Here is a 22,446-nt window from a genome sequence, read left to right as displayed (position 1 = left end):
TCGAGAGGTCCTTTCCTAAGCCTTACAAACTGATCTGCTTGCGCTCCTCATCCGTCAACCGCGCCCGCGCCTGTTCGCTCAGCGGCCCCGCGCCCAGCACCTGAACCGGGCTGTTGGGGTTGTAGGCAGAGTTTTTCTGCTGCGGTTCCGGTTCACGCGGCAACGGCTCGCTGCCCAGGCTCAATACTTCCACCGTCATGATCGAAGGCCGGCCCTGCTTGGCCGCCGCCTGCTGGCTGCGCGCCGCGTCTTCCGCCGCCTGCGATGCCGCTGCACCCGCCGCGCTGGCCGAGCTCATGGCTCCCGTGTTGACCGTGGCCGACACCGGCACCCCGGACGACTTGCCCTGGCTCTGGATATTCGCGGCGTTCACCACGCGCAACGCGGCGATGTTGACGTTGCCGGATACGCGAATCCCCGCCTCCCCTGCGTCGATGGTGCCCAACGGTGCGATCAGGTCGATGTCCCCCGCCGGCACTTCCGGAATCGGGTTCAAGGTCGCGATCCCCGCGCCCGTGCTCGGCACCGACGGCGACAGGCCGACGTTGCCCCAGTTGTCATAGACACGCTTGGGCGGCGTGTACACCACGGTGGTCTTGGAGCCGCGACCGGCGTTGATGTCGCCCTCGCTGGTCCAGCCCATGATCGAACCACCAAAGGTGGTCATGATGCGGCTCTGACCGAGCAGAATGCTGCCCATGGAATAGAGCTGGATATCGCCGGCACCTTGGGTAATCACGCCCGCAGTCGACGGGGGCGCTGCGCCCTCGATGCCGAAGGTCTGGCTGCCGCCTGGCGTGAGCATCTGGATCGAGCCACCGAAGTTGGTGTGCACGCCCGAGCCGCCGAACAGTGTGATGTCGCCTTTGTAGGTAATCGGGTTGCCGGCCACGTCCTTGTCCGGGAACAGCGCCGCAATAGCGGCGCGGCCGCGCAGGTAGCTGCCTTGGCGCACGCTGCCGTCGGTGTTGTACTCGCGCCCTGCGGCCTTGAGTTCGGCAAAGTACAGGTCGCGGGCAAACACGCGTTGCTGCTCGGCGGGCAGCGCCGCGTAGTAGGCGCGTGCCTGCTCGGTATCGCCGACAAAACCGAAGCGCTCGGCGAGCCAGGTGACCAGCTCGTTTTCGTACGTCTTGGCGACCTTATTGCCTTGAATCGACTCGCCAGGCTGCGCCAGGTTGGCGGGGTTCAGGTACGCCTCGACGAAGCGCAGGTAATCCGGCCCATGGGGACCGACGCCCGCCTGCATGACGATGCTCGCCCCAGGACGGTTGTCCCCGGCCAACAGGGGCCCGAGGCTGGTCACGCTGGACTCGCCCAACGCCCCGAAACCGGTCAGGAGGATATTGCGCCCCGCCGACAGTTCCAGCAGGCCGGGCCCGGCGACCTGGAAGTTGCTGTACAGAATGTCGCGGCCGGCGGACACCACGGAGATGTCGTTGAGGTTGTTGTGAAGGATCAGGTTGTCCTGGGTGCGTATGTCCACAACAGCAGTCGACTCCTGACCGAAGCGGCGACCGCTGCTGACGATATCGCGTCCAGCCATCATCCAGACCGGTCCATTGCCCTCATACCAGGTCTGGCCTTCATGCAAGCTGCCCGCCGCTGCACTGAAGGCAATCACGCGGCCACTGCTGACGCCGACCAGATCCCCGTCTATCGCGTAAAAACGTGCGGGTTCAGCACTGCCACCGGGAGACAGCGTGGCCGTCCCCGGCCCGTACACAAACAACGGCTGGCTGCCCGAGTTACCGTTAACCGACAGGTTGCTGGCCTTCACCGTGTTACCGATGCGACCCTGATACGCCGGATGCCAAGGCGTTGCCAGAGTACTTTGCGCCGTCCCGGATTGGCTGACGGTCATGCCGCCGGCGTAGATCGAATCCTGGGCCAGGAACTGCAACTGGCCGTTTTCGCCGGGCGCCAACAGCAGTGGGTAACTGTAGTTGTCGTCGCCATTCACCTGCGTCTGCGCCGCTTTACCGTAATACAGACTGCCGCCGGCTGCCGTAGCCCTGACGATCGATGGATAGACCACCGCCAAATCGGCCGTCGCGTCGGATCGGCTGAAGGGCGTGAGGTTGCCGCCCAGGGAAAACAGGTCGATCGACGTACCCTTGGTCCACAGTGTGAACCAACTGGTACCGGTGCCCTGTTCAGCCCCTTGAGCGAAGGGGGACAGGTGGGAGAGTACGACTCGCCCCGGGTCTTCGACGTTCTGCACCACCAGGTCACCCAGGGTTTGCAGATTGAACGTAGCATCGCCCGGCACCAGGGTCATTCCGCCGCGAGCCGCCCCACGGGTCGCGACCAGTGGGTCGTAGGCACGGGTTTCGCCGGGGCTCTGGAAGTTGGCGCTACTGCCATACATCACGTCGACACTGCCCACGGTAGCACTGCGTAATTGCACGTCACCTCGCAGGTTGACCAGTACACCATCACGATGGTCAGCGGTGTCGGCAACGCTGGCCGGGTTCAGTGCCCCACCGATGCGCACGCGCAGGTCGCCGCCACCGGTCAGTTGCAGGCTGCCATCGCTGACGACCCGGCCCGTGCTGCCCACAGCCAGCACCAAGCCCTGGCTATGCGGGTTAGCCTCGACATGACTGGTGCTGTAGCCCAGTGTGTTCAACACGCCGGCATCACCGCTGACGTTGACATCCACGTTCCCGCCGCCAAGGGCACCGAAGCCGGTAAAGCCGAGCATCTTGTCCGCCGCCGTCGTTGCGGTGTAGCTGCCGAAATTGATCCACCAGGCCGTCGGCTGAGCTTGCCCGCCCGTCGCCACATCGCTACTGCCCTGGCGCCATAACCAATTGCCGACGGCAGCGGAGTCCACCCCGGCATCCTTGGGGTTGGGGCGCGTGGGGCTCAACGCGGTGAGGCTGGTGATATGACCGGTCAGGTCCCCTCCGACATTCAGCGTCAGGTTGCCCCCTGCCTCCGGGTACCAGGCCCGATACCGGCTGGTCGGCGAGCCATTGACGAACTGTTCAAAGAAGCTGCCGGGGTCGCTCAGCACCGTTTTACTGGACGGGTCAGCGCCTGTCGGCGTCGCCTTGGGCAGGTTGTAAGGGTCGCCGGCAAAGGTGCCGGTCGACGAGGTGCCGGCCGTGTAGACGCCGTACAACGAATCCATGCTCAGGCTGCCCGCACTCAACAATTCCAGGTCGCCGGTGCCAGTGCGGATGACGCTGAATCGCGTGCTGGAAGGGGTGGCGGCGTATTCCTTGTCCGCCTTCAACAGGCAGAACTCAGGCGCACTGCCACACACCTCAGCCACAGTCGGGTATTCAATGCTCTGGAAAAACGCATCGGTCATCTCGGTATTGACGACCACAGTGATGCCTTGACTTGCCAACTGATCAACAGCGTACTGGGTGAATACATAGGTGACCTTGGGCTTACAGTACTCCGACGATGCGGCACAGAAGTCCTCGATTGAACCCAGCCCGAAGCCATCGAGTACCGCCTGATCAATCGGTTCGCCCTCCTTGACGACCACACCGGCAAAGCCCATATCAATGACTGCCTGGGCGGTCCAGGTTTGCACGCCTTTTGCCGGAATTTCCTTGGCAAACATGCCGTAGTGGTTATCCGCCAAGTGGATGTCACCACTGCGCGGGTGGGCTTGCACGATACGGCTGTCAGCCGCCTCGGTGTCGGCGCCCGCCACCAGGCGCAACGACCACGATTGAGTGCCTTCGGCCAGCATCGGCGAGATCGCCCACACCTGGCCGGCGTCGCCGGAAACCCCGACGCGCAGTTGCACCGACGTCGCCCCGTTGGGCAGTTTCACATCGGTGCCTGCGGGGATCAGTCCGCCCTTCGGCAAGGCTTTGGTGCCGCTGAGCAAGACGATGTTATTGCTCAGCGTTGCGCCGTGCACGGTGGGCAGCGGCACGCCTTTGGGCCAGATCATGGCTTGCAGGCGCGTGCCCTCCGTCAACAACGTGCCGGCCCCCAGTTGTGTGCCCGCCACCAGGGTTTGCGCCTGGCTGAGCAAGGTGCCGGCGGCAAACAGCAGGTTACCGCCGGCATCGCGCACATCCGCCGTCAACACGCTGCCGGCGGGCAGCACCAGGTCCTGGTCCAAGGTCGCGGCCACCGGCAAGCGCGTGTCGGCAGCCACCGTCAAGCCTTTGATCGGCAAGTCGTAGTTAAGCGTGGCGCCCGCCGGGAAGGCAGTGCCGTCGGCCAAGGTCACGCCATTGCCCGGCACCACGATAGTCCCACCACTGAAATCGACACCCGGCAACAGCACCCAGCCTTTGTCATCCTCGGACACTGGCGGCTTGGCGAAACCGTCGTTGATGCTGCCGTAGATATTCAGGTCGCCGCCGGCACGCAGGGTCAGGCTGCCGGACTCGCCGCTGCCATACACCGCGTTGTTCTTCTGGCTGTTGGGGTTGAGGCTGGCATAGCGGTAGCCGGACAGGTCCAGATCGCCTTGCACCACCAGGTCGCCGTCCGGGGTGTTGCTGACGATTTCCACGCCTGGGCGCAGGTGGAAGGCATCGGCATACGTGGCGTTGTTCAACCCGGCGAGTTTGTTTTGCAACAGATCGTTATTGAGCAGCGCGGCATTGATAAAAGCCTCGCTCAAGGCGTGCTTGCCATCCAGGTAGCCCTGGGTGATCTCCTGATACGGTCTGCCGCTGGCGGTCGGGTCGGTTTTCTCCGGGGCATCGTCGTAGGTGGCCATGCCGTTGAGGGTAATCGAGCGCGCGCCCTGGATAGTCAGGCGCCCGCTGGCATCGATATTGATGTCATTGCTGCTGCCGTCCGGGTTGAACAACCGTGGCGCGTTCAGCTCCAGGGTGCCGCGATTGCGCCCATCGTTGCCGGCCGTGCCGTCGGTGCCGTGGCGCAGGTCGATGCGCACGCCATCGGCCAGGGTCAGTTGGCCGGTGCCGGAACCCAATACCACCATGGCGCGGTTCGGCGCGTCGATGATCTTGCCGTAACTGTCCACGCGCAGCTTGCTGCCATGGGCGTCGAGCACTGCCGTGCTGTCCAGGGTCAGGCCATTTTTGCCGGCCAGGTTGATGCTGCCGACCCGCTCACCGCTGGCGTCCACCAGGCCATTGACGCGCAGGCTGCCATTGTCCACCGACACGCTGATGGTGCCGGCCTTGAGCCCGTTGCCGATGGTCAGGTCACCCTGCTTGAGCTGGAAGCTGCGCGCGCCGAACACTTCGCCCTGGTTGAGGCGCTGGTTGAGGTCGGCGAACTGTTGGTCGAGGGCGCCGCTGCTGCCCAGGCGTTGCGCCTGGATTTCCACGGTGCCGGCCTGGTACGGCATTGAAGTGCCGCCGGCCAGGTAGCGGCCGCTGCTGCTGCCGAGGATTTTGCCTTGCAGGTCGACGATGCCCCCGGCCGCGTCTGTTGCCACGGCGCGCAGTTTGCCGGCCTGGTTGTTCTTCGCGGACAGGTCGATGGTCGAACCCGCCGCCTGCAGGATATTGCCGCTGCGGCTGTCCAACAGCACATCGCCGCCCCAACCGTATTGGGTCACGTCGTTGAAGGGAATGGCGCGACCGGCCACGTCGATCAACGCGTCATCGGTCAACACCACATCACCACGGGCGCTGAGGCTGACTTTGCCGCTGGGCAACACCACCGCACTGGCCAGCCGAATGCTGTCGCCCTGCAGGGACAGTTCGGCACCCTGGCCGCTGGCCGTGCCACGCGGGCCGGCGGACGCGCCGATGTCGATCGCACCGCCCGCCTTGATCACGTTCACCGAGCCGGCTTCACCGGTCATCAGTGGCGTGCGGATAGTCAGGTTGCCGCCGCTGTACTGAAAGCCGCTGATCGGGTCATAGGCGCCCTGGCTCTGGTACACCGACAGGCTGCCCTTATGGTTGGCCGTGATGCGCTCGCTGGCGTTCAGACTGACGTTGGCAAAGCCCAGCGCCAGGCGGTCGAAGCTTTTCACGTTGCTCGGCTGGCCAAAGGCGCCATAACCGAACTCGATCCGCTCGGCGTTGACCTCCAGGCGCCCGCTGCCGGTGCCCGCTCCCCCCGCCACCACCGCGCCCGGCGCCGTGATCGCGCCCAGCCAGATCAGGTTGGCGGTGTGGATCGTCGCCACGTCGTTGGCGCCACCGGCGCCGTACAGGGCCGGGGTGGACAGCATCAGGTTGCTCAGCAGCGATTTGCCGGTGAGCGGGTCATAGGTGTCAAGTACCGCATTGCCGTAGAAATTGAACCCGTCGCGGGCCGAGAGCTGCAGGGTTTCCAAGGCCGGTGCGCCGAACTGCGTATCGCCGCGCAGCAATTGATCAAGCAGCGCCTGGCTGAGCGTCAGCCCAGCCGGCAAGCGATTGGCCGCCGCCGCTGCGGCCAGGGCGTCCGCGCTGCCCAGGTTGATGGTGTTCACGCCCAGGTTCAAATGACGGGTGCCGTAACGCACCTGGTCGCCGAGCTGAAAGGTGCTGTCGGTCAGGGCCACGATGCTACCGTTGGAGTACAGCCCGGTCTGGCCACTGCACACACCACTGCTGCAGGCACCGATGTTGATGCCCTGGCTGATCACGCTGCCCACCTTGGGCGCACTGATCACATTGAGCAGGCCATTGGACACCGCCAGCATGTTGGCCACCTGGTAGATATAGCCGTCGCGGGCATCGTAGCTGGCATTACCGCGCCCCAGGGTATTGATGGAAGCACCCTGCTCCACGACGATCGAGCCGGTGTCACTCACCAGGAACACTTCCGGTGCAGCCAGGGTTGCGCCATTGCGCAAGATCACGTTGCTATTGGCGCGATTGACCCCGCCCGCCAGGGAAATGAAGTTCCCGGACTGGCCGTACGCCACAGCCGTCATCCCACCCACCATCAGCCGCGAAGCACCCAACGCATTCAGGCTATCGGCGTTAAAGGTGATGCCAGCGAACCCGGCGGTTGCTGCCTGCCCGGCGCCGACCACTTCGATCCCTTGCATACTCCGGTCGATCACGGCCACCGTGCCGCCATACCCTCCCGATGCGGCGCCAAAGCGCCCAATACCTTGGAACGAGAAGGCCTCGGCGCCGCCTCCCGGACGCAGGGCCAGCTTCAAGGTTTTCGCGTCGGCCTCCAGCATCGGCCGTGGCACACCCAACCTCGCCGCATCGACCCTGGCGAACTGGGCGTAACTGGTTTCGTTGTATTGGGAGTAGCGCCGCAAGGTGTCGGCCGAGGTCAGGATCAATTGGCTGGCTACGCTGTTGCTGATCCCGGTATGGGCGATCGACAGCTGCCCGGCAGTGGCCCACGAGCCGTTGCGCATCAAGGTGGTTGCGGTGCCGCTGCCCAATCCGGCCAGGCCATTGATCTCGACGCGGAACGCGCCTGGCATCAACGCGTAGGTCGACGGCATCAGCGTGTAGGTACCCGCCGGCAACCCCGGCACACCGGCGCCGATGGTGACTTGCTGGCCGACCAACGGCGTTACGGCCCCGCCCTCTGCTGCGACCGGCGCGGCGCCCGGCTGTATCCCCGGCACAATGGCATAGATCGGGTTGGTGGACAGTCCCGGCAGCACGAACCCGCCAGTGGCGCCAAATTGCACCAACGGGCTGTAGCGCGCATCCGTGGAACCACCGCGCCCGGACACAAAGCCGGCACCCAACAAATCGCCTCCGCCGGACAAGTCCAGGGTGGCGTCCGGCAACACGCTGATCGACTTGCCCCCCAGAATGACCCCGACACTCAGGTCAGTTTCACGTGGGGCCACACCTCCCTGACCGATAAATTTCACAGTCTTGCCGTTGTACTTATAGACCTGGCCGTCCAGCGTTCCGCCATAGGGCAGCACCAGGCCCTTGCCACTCACCGAGGTCAGGCTGCCAGGCAGCAGTTGCACCACGCTGCTGCCCATGCTGCCGATATCGATCAACCCCAGGGGTGCGCGCACCACGCCACCCTGGCGCACCGTCGCCGCGCCCAGTTGCAGCCGGCCAAACGCCGAATACGGGACAGGCGCATCGGCGTTGCCCACGCGGCCGATGGTCAGCGTACGCAACGGATCGAAATCCAGGTCAAGGGAAGTGGTGGTCGACTGCCCACGGTAACCGGCGATGACGCGAGCACTGACTTCAGTGGCCGGGTACAGCTGCGCGGCGCGCAAGGTCATATCGCCCTGGGTCAGCAACTGCGTGCTGACACCGGTAATGATGTCGTTCTCGGCCGCACCGGCGAGAAAACGCAGGTCGCCCTGGCTGGTCAGGTTGACCTGATCGAACCCGCGACGCTCAAGGCTGGCCTGGCTGTTGTCCGCCCTGAACAGGTGGCTACGGTTACCAAAGATGACATTGCCGCGTACCTCAATCAGGCTGCCGGATGCATTGAATTGTGCCTCGGTGGCCCGCTGGGACGGGGCCGGCAGCACCGGTATCGGTCGCACATACAAATCCTTGCCCGTCTCTTCAGGCGCGAGAAAACCCGCCAACAGCAGGTGCGGCGCCGCAAGGTTGATGCGCGAGTTGCCCGCTGCGTTATCGCTGAGGCCGTAGCCACGGCTGTACAGGCGCAGGCTCTGGCCCATGTTCAAGGTTACGTCGCCATCAAAGCTCAACAGGCCGTTGCTCAACAGCGCCAGGTTATCGAAACCGCCCGCACTGACTTGGTCAACGCCCAACCGAGCATGCCCGTACTCCAGGCTGGCGGCAGCGTCTTCAGCAGTGCCGGCCAGCGTCGTCGGCTGACTTGTCTGCCCCAGCACCAGTTCACGTACTTTGAGGACGCGGTCGGTGACGGACGCTTTCTGGTAATACGGGGTGTCCAACGCCAGGTTGAGACTGCCGCCTGCCGCACCGGCACCACCGGCCCTGGCGACAAAACTACCGTCCAGGTACAGGCCATTATTCGACGCCAGCGTAATACTGCCGCCATTGCTGGCCGCTTGCACGGCGCCCTGCCCCGGCACGTTTATGAGGGCTTGGGTGCCGGAGGCCTCCAGGCGCGCGCCGTTACGCACCACCACGAACAAGTCACTGGCCTTGGCCAGGCCAGTGTTCAAGTCGAAGGTGCCGCCAATATTGATGCTGCCGCCGTCACGCACCAAGCCATAGGTGCGCCCACGGTAGTCCACCGCCGTCGCCGCGCGTGCCGCGACGTCGATCACCGCCTGCTCGCCAACCCAGATTGAGCGGCCATGGCCGATGGCGTTCACCGCTTCCGAGGCACCCGTCGTCAAGCCGCCCAGGCCCACACTGCCGCCCCAGGCATTGAGCGTGCCGTCCATCGTCAATTGCCCGACGCTGCGCAGGTTGATCGCTTGGCCGGGATCCACGTTGATCACTGCGCCCTGACCCACGGTGAGCGCCGTGGTCGCCAGTTGCGCGGCGGTGGCATTGACATGGCCGGCGGTAAGGCTCAAGCCCGCGCCCCGGCGTTGGGTCAGCACGCCTTTGGCAGCGTCTTCCTGATACAACGGCGGCGTCCAGCGCTCCAGTACGCTGGCAGGATCGCTACCGGTGGGCGTACCCGAGGCTTGGGCACCTAACCGGTAAACCGGCAGGCTGACGTCCACCTGAGTACCGTCCGTGACGATCAGCCCTTCATTGCCGGTGATGTCGTAGGCCGAGAAGCCCTTTTTGAAGAAATCACCCGCCAGTTTCAGGGTGTCGCTGCCAAGCGCATTGGCACTTTCACCGATCTGCACCTTATGCGCCTGCAACGCCAGGGTGCCGCCGCCGTTGACGCCATAGCCGCGAATATCACCCTCCAGGGCCAGGGCACCGAGCGCGCCCAGGGTTACGTTCCCGCCCTTGCCGCCAGTGAGCTTGCCATCCACGCCAAGGGTGGCCCCGGAAGACGTATCCACGACACTGCCGGCGGCCAGGTTCACGTTGCTGGAACTGCGCACCGACACCTTGCCACCGTTCACGTACGCCACACCCGCGCTGGCGGTCGGGTCCAGCGCCAGGTTGTTCCAGCGGCCGCTGGTGTCCAGCTTGACGCCGGCGACGACGTTCACACTCGAACCACCGGCCAGGATCGTATCCGCCACCTCACCGGCCTTGAGCCGATCGACCTGGCTGAGAATGTTGCCGGCGTTGATACTGCCGCCGTGGGCCGTGAGGTTGGCATTAATCTGCACACCCGACCCGAACACGGTGATATCGCCACCGTCCGCCACACTGAGCGCGCCATTGACGGTCACCTGTTGCTTGGCAGCGACCTTGACCGCGCCCAACTGGTAGCCATTGAGCTGATCGCTGTCTAGCAGGATCTTGCCCTGGCGATCAAGCGGCAGCACGCTGCCGAGGTCCAGGCCGTCGGCGATTGCCTGGGTGTTGCTGTCGATCAGCACTTGGTCGGAGGTACCACTGAGGGCATAACGCAGCGTGCCGGTGGTTTTGTTGTAGATCGGAATGTATTGGCCAATGATCAGTTGCGCACGCTGGGCCCTGGCTTTCTGGGATTGCTGGTAACCGTCGAGGTTGATGTTCGGTGCCTGGGTCTGGCGATCCCCCTGGAACACGTCACTGATCACCTGGCCTTCCAGCACTGCGCTGGCGGTGCCGATGACCAGCTTGCCGGCATCGCGGCCCACGGTGTAACCGGCTTCGTAGCGACGCTGGGGAGCGATCAGCGGGTTGTAGTAATACTCGGTCTGGCCCCAGCGCGCGCTGTTGTCTTCATAGCCCTTGTAGAACCCGGAATAGAGAATGTCCCCCGGCGCTTTCGACAATTCATACAAGCGGCCATTCGGGCCCTTGAGCCAGGTCTGCTGAATGTAACCGGCCTGCACATCCACGGTACCGCCCGACAGGTTGATCTGCGCGCCCTGTTGGGTCACCACCTCCTTGCCGGTAAAGGTCACAGTGCCGCCTTGGGCCATCCACTCGCCCACCGAGTGGCCCTGGGTGCCCAGGTAGCCGCCTACTTCCAGCAAGCCGCCGGCGGTGTACCAACGGTCGGTGGCGTAGCCGTTGGTGCCGGCCGGTACAAACACCAACTCGCGCAGGTCGACCCACACGTCATTGTTGATCAGTTGCCCGCCGTCGCGGTTGACCGGCGCATCGCGCTGCTCGTTGCCCTGTACGTTGATCTTGATGTTGTTGGCTTCCATCGCCACCTTGACGCCGATGGCACCCGACACATCGATCATCGCGCCATCGCGCACCAGGCTGCGCTGCCCGGCGCTGACCGCGACCTGGCCGCCGGTGGCCAACGTGATCGAGCCCTTTTGGAAGTCCACAGTGCCGCCGCTGACAATCTCGATACGCGACTGGTCGGTGCGGTCAACCACCGCACTGAGGTTGTTGAACTGCCCGGTGATCAGGTTGGCGGGCGTACCGTCGAGCTTGATCAGGCCATTGTCTTTCTGGCTGTTGAGGGCCGTGCTGCCACTGGCGTCGAGCAGGATCGCGGTGGTGCTGCCCTCACCCAGGGTCACGCTGCCGGTGGTGTCGCTGGCGGCGTTGAGCAGGTGAATCGTGCCGCGCGTGTCCACTGAGGTGCTGGCCAGGGCCACGCCATTTTGCTGCACCTGGTGGCCGGTCAGGGTGATGTCGCCAGTGGAGGCCATGATCAGGCCGCTGTTGGTGACTTTGCCAGAGGTGCTGCCAGCCTTGAGGCTGGTCGCCACTTCATTGCCACGGGTGGTGGAACGGTCGTTGCCCGCCGTGCCGACGCCTTTGCGAATGTAAAAGCTGTCGCCAGCCGCCAGGGTGGTCTGGCCCTTGGCAGTGATGATGGTCCCGGCGTTTTCCACCTCGCTGCCCAGCAACAAGGCATAGCCGCCTGAGTCCGTGGAGGTCGCGGCAGTGTGCGTCTGGATCAGCGCGCCGCGCTGTACTTCCACCTTGCCCGCCGCATCGGTGAACGTGGGTTGGGTGCCATTGGTGTCGACATACAGGCCGCGCTGGGTGAACTGGTCATCCGTGATGGTCGCGGCGGCCGCCACCAGGTTACGCACATTGACCTGGCTGGTGCCGCTGAAGACCACACCGTTACGGTTCATGATCATCACGGTGCCGGCGCCGTTGATCTGGCCCTGAATTTCGCTGGGGCGCGCATTGGGGTCATTGACGCGGTTGAGCACGGCCCAGTTGGACTGCTGCTGAAAATCGACAGTGGTATTGCGCCCGACGTTGAAGGTTTCCCAGTTGAGGATCGCCTTGTCAGCGGTCTGCTCGATGGTCACCGTGGTCTTGCCGCCGGATTGGCTCTGGGTGGGCCCCTTGGCGTTGGTCCAGCCCTGGGTCAGGCTGTTATCGACCTGCAGGCCGCCCTTGCCCAAGCCATCGAGGATATTCGAGACCTGGCCGAACGCCGCCTGGCGCCCCGCCGCTTGCGCCGCCTGCTGGGCCGCAATCGCCGCGACACTGGTGTTCAATGTGCTGATGGAACGCGCCAACTGCTGCTTGACCTGCGCCTGCTGGTTTAGCGAAGGAATCCCCGGGACTTGGCCGGCACCGGTGCGCGCTGCCGTGCTTGCCTGAGACGCGCCCTTGTCGGCAAACCAGCCGGAACTGAACGCCGTGGCCGCCTGGGCATTACCGGCCACCATCAACAAGGCAATGGCCTGGGCCAAAGGCTTGAGGCGCAGGACTGTCACGGGGGCTTTGAGGTTAACCGGTGATTTGCAGCGAACCATCTGGAATCTTCCTTCTTTGTTATCGCACTGGGGCCAAGACAGGCTCACGTATGAGGGTTAGGCGGTTGGCGAGGCGCGGGACTGAACTTCTGTCATGGAAAGTTCACGCAGGGCTGTTAACGAAAAAAAATCAGCAACGGCACAGGCCGTTGCTGATCGGTGTTGCGGGTCGTTGAAGCGTGGGTTACAGCGGACGACCGATGGCGTTGCAGACGCTGGTGTTGCCGATGCCTTGAGCGTTGGAAGCGGTGGCGAAGGTGTCACGCACGGCTTTTTTCCAGTTGGCTGGCAGCGGTACGAAGCGGTTGTTGCTGATCGCGGTGTCGTTGTTACCGAAAGCACCGTAGTGACGGGCGAAGAAGCCGCGCACTTGGGTGGTCTGGGTGGCGTCGGCGTAGCACTGGCTGAAGATCAGGTTAGTGAAGCCCAGGATCGGGTAGCCGCTGGATGGGTAAGCGAAGGTGGCTGGGCCGCTTGCAGTGGCAGCAAACACCGGCACCCAGTTGTCCGGGTTGGTAGCGTCGATGAACGAGCCATCCGCGCGGGCTTCGGTTGGCGCTGGAATCAGGCCAATCGCAGTCGACACGTTGGCAGGCGCAGGGGAAACACCGCCAACCTTGGCCACTTTGGTAGCGTCATCCAGACCGGCCAGGGTGGTCGCCGCGTAATCCGGGCTCATGTAGGTGATACGGCCTTCTACGGCGTTCAGTGCATCCATCACGCCCTGGCTGCCAGTGGCGGCCACAGCCGTCGATGGCAGACCACCGCCGTAGCTGGAGGAGAAAGTGGTAGTCACTGCGAAAGGCAAGGCTTCGGTGCATTTGGCATTCAGGAAGCGCGTGAACAGCTCAGTGGTGCCGCTGGACTCGCTGCGATACACCAGGGCAATCGGGCCAGTGCGGCCAGAGTTGGTGATCTCGTTCCAGGTGGTCAAACGACCGGAGAACACGCCACACAGTTGGTTAACGCTCAGGTTGACGGCGTTGGTGCCGGCCTTGTTGAACGGAATGGCAACCGAAGTGGCCACCGAAGGCACCTGGATCAGCTTGCCCCAGGTAGGTTGCTTGGTGGAAGCATAGGTCGACAGTTCAGTCGCGCTCAGCTTCGAATCGCTACCCGCCCAGTGCACGTTCTTGTTAGTCACGCCAGCCACGAACTTGGTGTAGTCATTGTTCAGGAAAGCCGACTTGCCGTTGCCGCTGCCCACGCCGATGTACGGAGCGAAGCCAGTGGTGAGTACGCCAGCGGTTTGATACAGCGGCTGTGGCAGAGTCGCGCCGCCGCCGTTGATGTCAGCGAATGCAGCCTGTGCAGAGCACAGTGCAGCGAGGGTCATGGATACCGCGAGAACGTTGCGCTTAAACATGAAGAAGCTCCTTTCGTCGTGTTTGTACGTTGGGTAGATGGCTCTTGCATGACGCCATGGCTTCGGTCCCAAGCCATGTTGCGGGGGTGGCCAGGGGTGAAAACCATGGAGAGAAAGTCGCAGTTTCCGATGACGGTTATGGGAAAAAACCTCGGGAGGAACGCCTTGATTTTAAAAAGATTCTCGGGTGTTTTGGTCATGGTTTTGAGCGGTTTCGGGGTAGGTGACAGCGAGGTTTCAGTACGGGGTTGCTGGAGGCGGTGTGGCGTGTGTCGAGGGGGGGTGGGATGTGACGGAATGAGGAACCCGAGGTTGGGCGTGGCGGCCAGGATGTCGGCAAACCAACTGAATGGGTGCAGTTCATTTGCTTCGGGTTTCGTCAGTCAGGTGACCAGCTGGTTGATCTCGATGATCGGCAACAGGACCGCCATGACGATCACCAGCACCACGGCGCCCATCACCACGATCATCAGCGGTTCCAGCAACGCGGTCATGCCCATGGCGCGGCGCTCGATATCCCGCGACAGGGTCTGCGCCGCGCGCTCGAGCATCGGCGGCAGCGAGCCGGTTTTTTCGCCGCTGGCGATCAGGTGGATCAGCACCGGCGGGAACACCTTTTCCACCGCCAGCGCCGGGGCCAAGTTGACGCCTTCGCGCACTTTGGCGGTGGCGTCGTTGACGCACTGGCTCAGGCGGTCATTGGACAGGGTCTGCCGCGCCGCCTCCAAGGCCCGTAGCAACGGCACGCCGGCACCGCCGAGAATCGCCAGGGTCGAGGCAAACCGCGCGGTGTTCAGGCCCAGCACAAAACGCCCGATCAGCGGCAGGCGCAAGACGCGGCTATGCCAATTCAAACGCGCCACCGGGTTGCGTAAATACAGGCGCCAACTCCAAAAACCGCCGACGATCCCGGCGAAACACAGCCAACCCCAGGCACGGATAAAGTCACTGGCGTTGAGCATCGCCAGGGTCAGCCCCGGCAAGTCCTGGCGCGCCTGGGAAAACGCACTGACCACCTGCGGCACCACGTAGCTCAGCAAAAAAATCACGATGCCTATGGACACCAACCCCACCACGCCAGGGTAGATGAACGCAGTGAGGATCTTGCCGCGCAGGTTGTTGCGCTCCTCGATGTAGTCGGCGAGGCGCTCCATCACCTGGGCCAGGTCGCCGGACTCCTCCCCCGCCGCGATCAACGCGCGGTAGATCGACGGAAAATCCCGTGGCCGCGCCGCCAACGCCTCCGCCAGGCGCATGCCGCCACGCACATCGGCGCGCACACCGGCGAGGGTCTGGGCGATGTGTTTTTTCTCGGCCTGCTCCACCGTGGCGCTCAACGCCGCCTCCAACGGCAGACTGGCGCCCAGCAGGCTCGCCAGTTGCCGCGTGGCCCAGGCCAAATCATTGTCTGAGAGTTTGGCAGTGAACAGGCTGCTGCCCGCCGCTGCTGGTTGACCGCCTTCGATCTGCACCCGCAACGCGGTCAAACCGCGGCCTCGCAAATTGGCAAAGGCCGCGCTCTGGCTGTCGGCCTCCACATGCCCGGCCTCGACTTTGCCGCTGGCATCGGCAGCTTCGTAGCGATAGCGATTCATCAGGCGTCCCGTGTCACGCGCAGGATTTCTTCGGGCGCGGTGGCGCCGCTGCGCACCCAACGTTCGCCGTCTTCACGCATGCTGAACATCCCGGCACGGCGCGCAGCCAGGCGCAGGTCCTGTTCGTTGGCGCCCTGGTGGATCAGGCTGCGTACATCGTCATCGACGCAAAACAATTCATGGATACCGGTACGGCCGCTGTAGCCGATCTGGTTGCACTGTGCGCAGCCCACCGGACGCCACGTGCCGGGCGCAGCCGGGTCTTCCTGCTTGCAATGCGGGCACAGACGGCGCACCAGTCGCTGGGCCAAAACGCCCAACAAGGACGACGCCAACAAGAACGGCTCCACGCCCATGTCGATTAAGCGATTGACCGCCGACACCGCGTCGTTGGTGTGCAAGGTGGCGAGCACCAAGTGGCCGGTAAGCGAAGCCTGCACGGCGATTTGTGCGGTTTCCAAGTCACGGATTTCGCCGATCATGATGATGTCCGGGTCCTGACGCAGAATCGCGCGCAAGGCCAGGCCAAAGGTCATGTCGATCTTGGCGTTAACCTGGATCTGGCTGATGCCCGGCAAGTCATATTCCACCGGATCCTCCACGGTCAGGATATTGCTGGTGCTCGCATCCAGCCGCGCCAGCGCAGCGTACAGGCTGGTGGTCTTGCCACTGCCGGTAGGCCCGGTGACCAGCACGATGCCGTGGGGCTGACGGATCAATGTGTCCAGGCGGGCGAGCAATTGTGGCTCCATGCCCAGGGTTTCCAACTGCAAACGCCCGGCCTGTTTGTCCAACAGCCGCATCACCACCCGCTCGCCATGGCCGGTGGGCACCGTCGACACCCGAATATCAATCGGCCGCCCCGCCACACGCAGCGCGATGCGGCCATCCTGGGGCAGGCGTTTCTCGGCGATATCGAGCTGAGCCATGATCTTGATCCGCGACACCAGCGCGCCATGCAACGCCTTGCGAGGCGACACCACATCACGCAGGGTGCCGTCGACGCGGTAGCGCACCACGGAATGGGTCTCGTAAGGTTCGATATGAATATCACTGGCCTCGTCGCGCGCGGCCTGGGTGAGCAAGGCGTTGATCATGCGAATCACAGGCGCGCCGTCCTGTGTGTCGAGCAGGTCGGTGATTTCGGGCATGTCTTGCATCAGGCGGTCGAGGTCGACCTCGTTTTCGGCGGCACCCACCACGGCGGCGGCGCTGCCGGTGTCGGCGTAGGCACTGGTGAGCAGGCCGTCGAGTTCGTCGTCGCGCACCTGTTCGAGGTGGGCCTGGCCGAACTGGCGGTGGACTTCGCTGATGGACCAGCCGGGGGTTGAGGGGCACACCGTCAGTAGCATGCCTTGCTCGCCGGGGCGCAGGAGAATGCGCTGGGATTTGGCCCAGGCGTAAGGGAGCAGGCTCATTGGGGTAGCCCCTTTTTTGCGTGTACATATCCATTATTTGGGTAACGGCTGATTAGGGTTCCGCCCTTACGGTGGCTCACTTTGGAAAAGCCCCAAAGTAAGCAAAGAGCTCTTGCCCCAACACTCGGCACCTCGCCTAGGCTCGGTGTGCCCGTAATCCGGCCAGCGTGTTTGATGGGGCGCCTAAGATCAAAATCAAGAGCAAAAGCGAAAGCACAGCGGCCTGACAGCCAGCTTGATTGGTGGAGATCAAAAGCATTTTTTTGTGCACCGCAAATTGCTTTTCTGTGGGAGCTGGCTTGTCGGATCGCCGCACCGCTGCGATGCGGACGCCTAGGTGAATCAGGCATATCCAGTTGATGCCATCGCAGCGGTGCGGCGATCCGACAAGCCAGCTCCCACAGTGGACCGAGATCGGCCTCCAAGAACCGGTCGGCTCTAAGGCCGCCGCGCTTTGCTTTTGATCTTAGGCGCCCCGTAAAACCACGCTGGCCGAACGCAGGCTTTGGAGCGTGGGTAACCCGGCAGGACGCCGGGTTAGCCGCGCTGGGCCAAGGATGGCCCATCGCGGCGGCCCACGCTCCAAAGCCGGAGTGAGGGCATGCCGAGCCTAGGCGAGGCACCGAGTGGTGGGGCGAAGACCTTTTGGTTACTTTTGGGGCGTTTGCCAAAAGTGACCCGCTGTAAGAGCGGAACCCTAAGCGGCCGTGACCGCAGCAACGGATATGTACACTCACTTAGGCACCGCCCTGATCACCGCCCTAGGCCCCTGCTGCTGCACCCCAGGAATCGCCTTCTCCACCGAAGGCAACTGCGGCGCCTGCACATCCGGCATCGCCCAACTACGCTCCGGCTGTAACCCCCCCTGCGCCCGGCGCATAAACTCATACCGGTTCAACGTAATACTGCGCCCCGCCCCACTGTCCCGAATAATGTAAGGTCGTAAAAACACCATCAGGTTGGTCTTGTTCACACTGCGTTTCTCATTGCGAAACAACGCCCCCAACCCCGGAATATCCGACAACCACGGCACCGCATCATTACTCTGGCTATACCCATCCTGCAGCAACCCACCGAGCACCATGATCTGCCCGTCATCCAACAAAATACTGGTATCGATCGCGCGTTTATTGGTCACCGTCCCCGCCGTCACGGAAGCCCGCTCATCCACGGTGCTGACTTCCTGGTAAATGTCCAGCTTCACCGTGCCGCCCTCGGAAATCTGCGGCCGTACATTCAACTTGAGCCCCACCTCTTCACGCTGCACGGTCTGGAACGGGTTGTTGCTGGTGCCCCCGCCCCCGGTCACATAACTGCCGGTGACAAACGGAATCGTCTGCCCCACAAAAATGCTCGCCGCCTCGTTGTCCAGGGTCAGCAGGTTCGGCGTGGACAGCACGTTGGTGCCGCCCTTGCTCTTCAATGCACGGGCCAACACCTTGAGGTCGAGCACCTTGCCAATGCCGGGAATATCCACGGAGCCGTTGACCAACCCCACGTTCAGCCCCTTGGGCAATACGTCGATGCTGGTCTTGCTGGTAGGCGTACTGTTCACACCACTGCCGCCCAGGTTGACCCCGCCAAACCCACCCTTGCCACCGAGGTTCCCGGCCTGCCACTGCACGCCAAACTCAGTCGCATCGTCTTCGCCGACTTCCACGATCAGGCTTTCGATCACCACCTGGGCGCGGCGCTGGTCGAGCATGTCGATCACTTCGCGCAGGTTGCGGTACAGCGGGTCCGGCGCGGAAATCAACAAGGTGTTGGTGGTGGCGTCTGCCTGAATGGTCACGCCGCCAGCGCTGAACGCGGTGTCCTGATCATTGGGGGTGCCGCTGGTGCCAGTGCTGCTGGTCGAACCGGTGGACTGGCCATAACCCGACTGCACACCGCTGCCCGTAGGCGTGCCACTGCTGTTTTGCGCATTGCTCGTGCCTTGGCTGTTTTTGCCATTGCCGCCCATGGCGCTGAGCTTGCCACGGGCATCGTCGCTGACGCCGGAATCGCTTTCACCGGTCAGCAACCCGCGCAGCGACTGCGCCAGCTTGCCCGCCTGGGCGTTGCGTAAATACACCACGTGCATGTTGCTCGGGTTGCTCTGGGCGTTGTCGAGTTTGTAGATCAGGTTGCGCGCCAGCTCCGTGCGCTCCGGGCTGCCGGAACGGATGATGATCGAGTTGGAACGCGGGTCGCCGATCACGTTGATCTTCTGGGTCTGGTCGGCGCCCTGGGTTTCCAGCAGCTCGGCGACCATTGCGGCGATGTCCACAGCGATGCCGTTCTGCACCCTCACCACGTCGGTGTCGATGGCGCTGGGGGTGTCGATGCCGTTGATGATCTGCGCGACACGCGCGAGGTTTTCCGCGTAGTCGGTGATGACGATGCTGTTGTTGCCTGGGTAGGCATTGATCGGGTTGTTCGGCGACACGATGGGGCGCAGCACCGGGATCAGGTTCACCGCGTTTTCATATTGCAGGCGAAAGGTACGGGTTTGCATGCCGCTGCTGCCGGCCGTGTAGATCGGCCCGCCGAGCAACTTGGCATCGGCCTCGGGCACCACCTGGGCGACGCCGCCCACATCGACCACGCTGAAGCCCTGCATGCGCAGGGCCGCCAATAGCATGTCGTAAGCCTGATGCGCCGGCACCTGGCCTTCGCTGACCAGGGTGAGGTTGCCCTTTACACGTGGGTCGACCAGAAACTGCTGGCCGGTGGCGCGGGACAGCGCGCGCACTACTGCCTGGATATCGGCATCGACAAAATTGAGCTGCACCGGCTGGTCGCCCAGTGGGTTGCGGGCCTTGACCACCGCCGGGGCGTGGCTGCGGGCGCTGTTGGTAACCCGGTGCTGGACGGGCGGTTGGGGGGCGGGTTCACGTTGGCGATCCAATACGGTCTCACCGCTGCGGCGGGTGTCGGCCAAGGGTTGGCCAAGTTCACTGTCCACCAGCAATGGCGTGGTTGACTGACTGCTGCACGCACTCAGGGCCAGCACCAGCAGCGGCGCGACCATGCGAAAAGGGGGGACTGACCACTTCATGAAGCTTCCTTAGCGCCAAGCGCCTGATCCATGCGAACGGTCCCGGACACAGTGCCGGCCGAGTTATCGACGGGGTCGAGGGCGCGCTGCAAACGCGCCTCGGACACCTCCAGAGAAAACGAACGGGCATTGCCCAGCAGCCAGCCCACCACCGCATCGGCCGGGGCGTTGTCGAAGGTAAGGCGCCAGCCGCCGGGTGCCAGCGCCTGCAACTGGTAATGGCCTTGCAGGCCGGCGCTATCGAGGGCTTGGTGCAACGCGGTTTCATCGCCCTGGCGAGGCGCAGCGACGTCCTGCAACAACACCTGCAAGGCCGCGGCCTGGGCACGTAACTTAGGCGTTTCGGCCTGCCAGTAGTCGATCTTCTTCAACGCGGGCTGCACCAGCACGAGCCAGGTCAGCAGGCTCACCAGGACCAGGCCGGCGCCGCCGAGCATGCGTTTTTCGCGCAGGGCCAGGCCGCGCCAGAACACCTGGGCCTGGCTGCGCAGTCGCTGCACTTTATTCATCGCCGGCTCCTGGCTTTTCCGCTGCCGGCGCCGGGCCAATGGTCCAGGCATGGTCATCGCGGGTGGCCGTGAAGCCGGCCTGGGCCAACGCCGCCTGCCATTCACCCTCAGCCGTCGGGTTACGACTGTCGGCGAGTAATTCCACGTGCAAGCGGCCTTGTTCAAAGGTCAGGTTGTCGACGCTGCCGACCATGAACGGCAAGCTGCTGCCCGCCAGTTGCAGGAGGCTGGTGAAGCGTTGCCCTGGGTCTGAGGCCGCGCCGGTCTGGCGCGCCGCCAATTGCTGACGGGCCTGCTGCAAAGGGTTGAGCACCACCGGCAATTCGGGAAATGCCTGGCGCACCTGCTGGCTCATCAAGGCCTTGAGTCGCTGACCTTCATCCACTTGGCGCGCGGCGTACAGGTTGAGCCCGACGGTCCAGATGGCCGTCGCCAGCACCACACACGCCAGCGCCCTGCCCCATCCGGCCGTCGAAGGTTGACGCAGGCGACCGTGCAACCCCCATGTGGGCACTGGCCCACTCCAACGTTGCTGCGCATCCACCAGCCGCACGTCCAGCGTCTGCAAACCCAATGGGTGCACTGCGCCTTGTTGCAGGCTGTCACGCGTCAACAGATAGCCTTCGTCCAACGCCGCAGTGCCCACCGGCAAGGCATAGGGCGCCGGGTACACGCCGCGCAGCTTGAGTTGCACCTGCGCCAGCCGCTCCAGCGCGGCCTTGGACACCCAAGCCACCGGCACGCGCCCATCGCTTTCACGCGGGCCGTGGGCCACCTGCATCTGTTCCACCGGGCCCAGGATCAATGCCTGCGCGGCGCAGGCTACGGCGGCCGCCGTTTTCGCGGCCGGCAGCGGTGGCAGCTCCAGGCTGGTGAGCAAGCTGTCGCGCGGGTGCAGGAAACACTCCACAGCCGGGCGGGCCTTGCCCAGCTGCGCCAGGCTTGCGTAACCCTCTTCAACAACCACACCACGGTCCAGCCAGGCAAATTTTACCTGGCTCTCAAGGGTCAGTTGATCCAGCGGCGGCAAGCCAATGCGCAAGCGTTTCATACACCCACCCGCGACCAGATCACGCGGGGCTCGCGGTCTTCAGGGCGATGCAGCAACGCATCAATCGTCACCCGCCGCTGCTCACGGCGCGCCTGGCCCTGCAAGCGGAACCACTCACTGGTAATACCCACCTGCACCGAATCCACCTCGATTTGGGGCAAGCGCAGGCGGTTGACGAAATCCCCGCGGTTGATAAACCAGTGCCCACTGTCACGCTCGGCCACCAGCCCATGGGCCTGGGACAGGCTGAGCCGTGGCACCACCGCGCTGAGCACTTCGGCGCTGGCGGTATTGCCGTTGACCCAGGTAGGGCCCGGCAACACGCTGATGTACGCCTGCATGCGCTGCAACACGTTAGGGTCGAGACCTTCGATCGCGCTCAAGTCATCCAGGCTGCGCAGCATCGGGTATTGGGCGGGGGGTACATAAGAGGCGATCACCCGCTGGCTAATGCGCCGGCTCACCGCCGGGTCGACGCCGATCAGGCGACACAGCCGCTCGAAGCTCTGCAACTGCTCGGTGTCCACCTGCCCGCGATTGACCAGGTTGCGCAGGTTGAACTTGCCCTGCTCGTCCACGATCCGTCCCTCAAACACGCCACTTTGGGCACGGGCCCAGGGTTGATCGAGGCGGGTGAGCACGTCTTTTTGGCGCGCGTCCCAGAGCATCTGCCGGCTGCGCTCAAGGCCACCCTGCAACAGCCATTGGCCCTGGATGCGCAACTGCTCGGCTTCCAGGCGACGGGTGAACACGGTCTGGCGCGTGAGCATGGCACCGGCCAGTACCGCCACCACTGCGGCGATCAGCAAGGCACTGATAATCGCCATGCCGCGCTGCTTCGCCGGTGCGGGCGAATACCGTTTCATGGCGCG

The 22,446-nt window shown here is 63.9% G+C and carries 8 protein-coding genes; all 8 read right to left on the bottom strand.

What is annotated here, in order from left to right; translation table 11 throughout:
* Positions 1 to 22: 22 nt before the first annotated feature.
* Positions 23 to 12,595, bottom strand: coding sequence for a filamentous hemagglutinin family protein (locus AACY44_RS14620; RefSeq protein WP_339530490.1), 12,573 nt, complete (start codon positions 12,593 to 12,595; stop codon positions 23 to 25).
* Between the two features lie 184 nt (positions 12,596 to 12,779).
* The gene (locus AACY44_RS14615) at positions 12,780 to 13,961 is read right to left on the bottom strand and encodes a substrate-binding domain-containing protein (RefSeq protein WP_339419770.1); all 1,182 of its coding nucleotides are present in this window, start codon (positions 13,959 to 13,961) and stop codon (positions 12,780 to 12,782) included.
* A 383-nt stretch (positions 13,962 to 14,344) separates the two neighbouring features.
* Entirely contained in the window at positions 14,345 to 15,556 is a 1,212-nt protein-coding gene (gene gspF, locus AACY44_RS14610) for a type II secretion system inner membrane protein GspF (protein ID WP_339456145.1), read from the bottom strand.
* Positions 15,556 to 16,974 (bottom strand): type II secretion system ATPase GspE, encoded by a 1,419-nt coding sequence (gene gspE / locus AACY44_RS14605; RefSeq protein WP_339419767.1) that lies wholly within the window; start codon positions 16,972 to 16,974, stop codon positions 15,556 to 15,558. The genes gspF and gspE overlap by 1 nt, the downstream gene beginning before the upstream one ends.
* 733 nt (positions 16,975 to 17,707) lie before the next feature.
* The gene (gene gspD, locus AACY44_RS14600; RefSeq protein ID WP_339419766.1) at positions 17,708 to 20,014 is read right to left on the bottom strand and encodes a type II secretion system secretin GspD; all 2,307 of its coding nucleotides are present in this window, start codon (positions 20,012 to 20,014) and stop codon (positions 17,708 to 17,710) included.
* The gene (gspM, locus tag AACY44_RS14595) at positions 20,011 to 20,523 is read right to left on the bottom strand and encodes a type II secretion system protein GspM (protein ID WP_339419764.1); all 513 of its coding nucleotides are present in this window, start codon (positions 20,521 to 20,523) and stop codon (positions 20,011 to 20,013) included. Before gspM ends, gspD begins: the two co-directional genes overlap by 4 nt.
* Positions 20,516 to 21,574: a type II secretion system protein GspL gene (gspL, locus tag AACY44_RS14590; protein ID WP_339530488.1), complete on the bottom strand. Its 1,059-nt coding sequence runs from the start codon at positions 21,572 to 21,574 to the stop codon at positions 20,516 to 20,518. Before gspL ends, gspM begins: the two co-directional genes overlap by 8 nt.
* Complete coding sequence (gene gspK / locus AACY44_RS14585) at positions 21,571 to 22,440, bottom strand: type II secretion system minor pseudopilin GspK (RefSeq protein WP_339436516.1); 870 nt, start codon at positions 22,438 to 22,440, stop codon at positions 21,571 to 21,573. Before gspK ends, gspL begins: the two co-directional genes overlap by 4 nt.
* Between the last annotated feature and the right edge of the window lie 6 nt (positions 22,441 to 22,446).

Source organism: Pseudomonas sp. RA_15y_Pfl1_P11 (assembly GCF_963970975.1).
Taxonomy (GTDB): domain Bacteria; phylum Pseudomonadota; class Gammaproteobacteria; order Pseudomonadales; family Pseudomonadaceae; genus Aquipseudomonas; species Aquipseudomonas tritici.
Note: the sequence above shows the minus strand (reverse complement) of the source record. Positions and strands in the feature narration are given on the sequence as shown.

Coding starts and splice junctions, on each gene's coding strand:
- gspF (WP_339456145.1), bottom strand. CDS start 15,556: ATGAATCGCTATCGCTACGAAGCTGCCGATGCCAGCGGCAAAGTCGAG.
- gspE (WP_339419767.1), bottom strand. CDS start 16,974: ATGAGCCTGCTCCCTTACGCCTGGGCCAAATCCCAGCGCATTCTCCTG.
- AACY44_RS14620 (WP_339530490.1), bottom strand. CDS start 12,595: ATGGTTCGCTGCAAATCACCGGTTAACCTCAAAGCCCCCGTGACAGTC.
- gspK (WP_339436516.1), bottom strand. CDS start 22,440: ATGAAACGGTATTCGCCCGCACCGGCGAAGCAGCGCGGCATGGCGATT.
- gspL (WP_339530488.1), bottom strand. CDS start 21,574: ATGAAACGCTTGCGCATTGGCTTGCCGCCGCTGGATCAACTGACCCTT.
- gspM (WP_339419764.1), bottom strand. CDS start 20,523: ATGAATAAAGTGCAGCGACTGCGCAGCCAGGCCCAGGTGTTCTGGCGC.
- AACY44_RS14615 (WP_339419770.1), bottom strand. CDS start 13,961: ATGTTTAAGCGCAACGTTCTCGCGGTATCCATGACCCTCGCTGCACTG.
- gspD (WP_339419766.1), bottom strand. CDS start 20,014: ATGAAGTGGTCAGTCCCCCCTTTTCGCATGGTCGCGCCGCTGCTGGTG.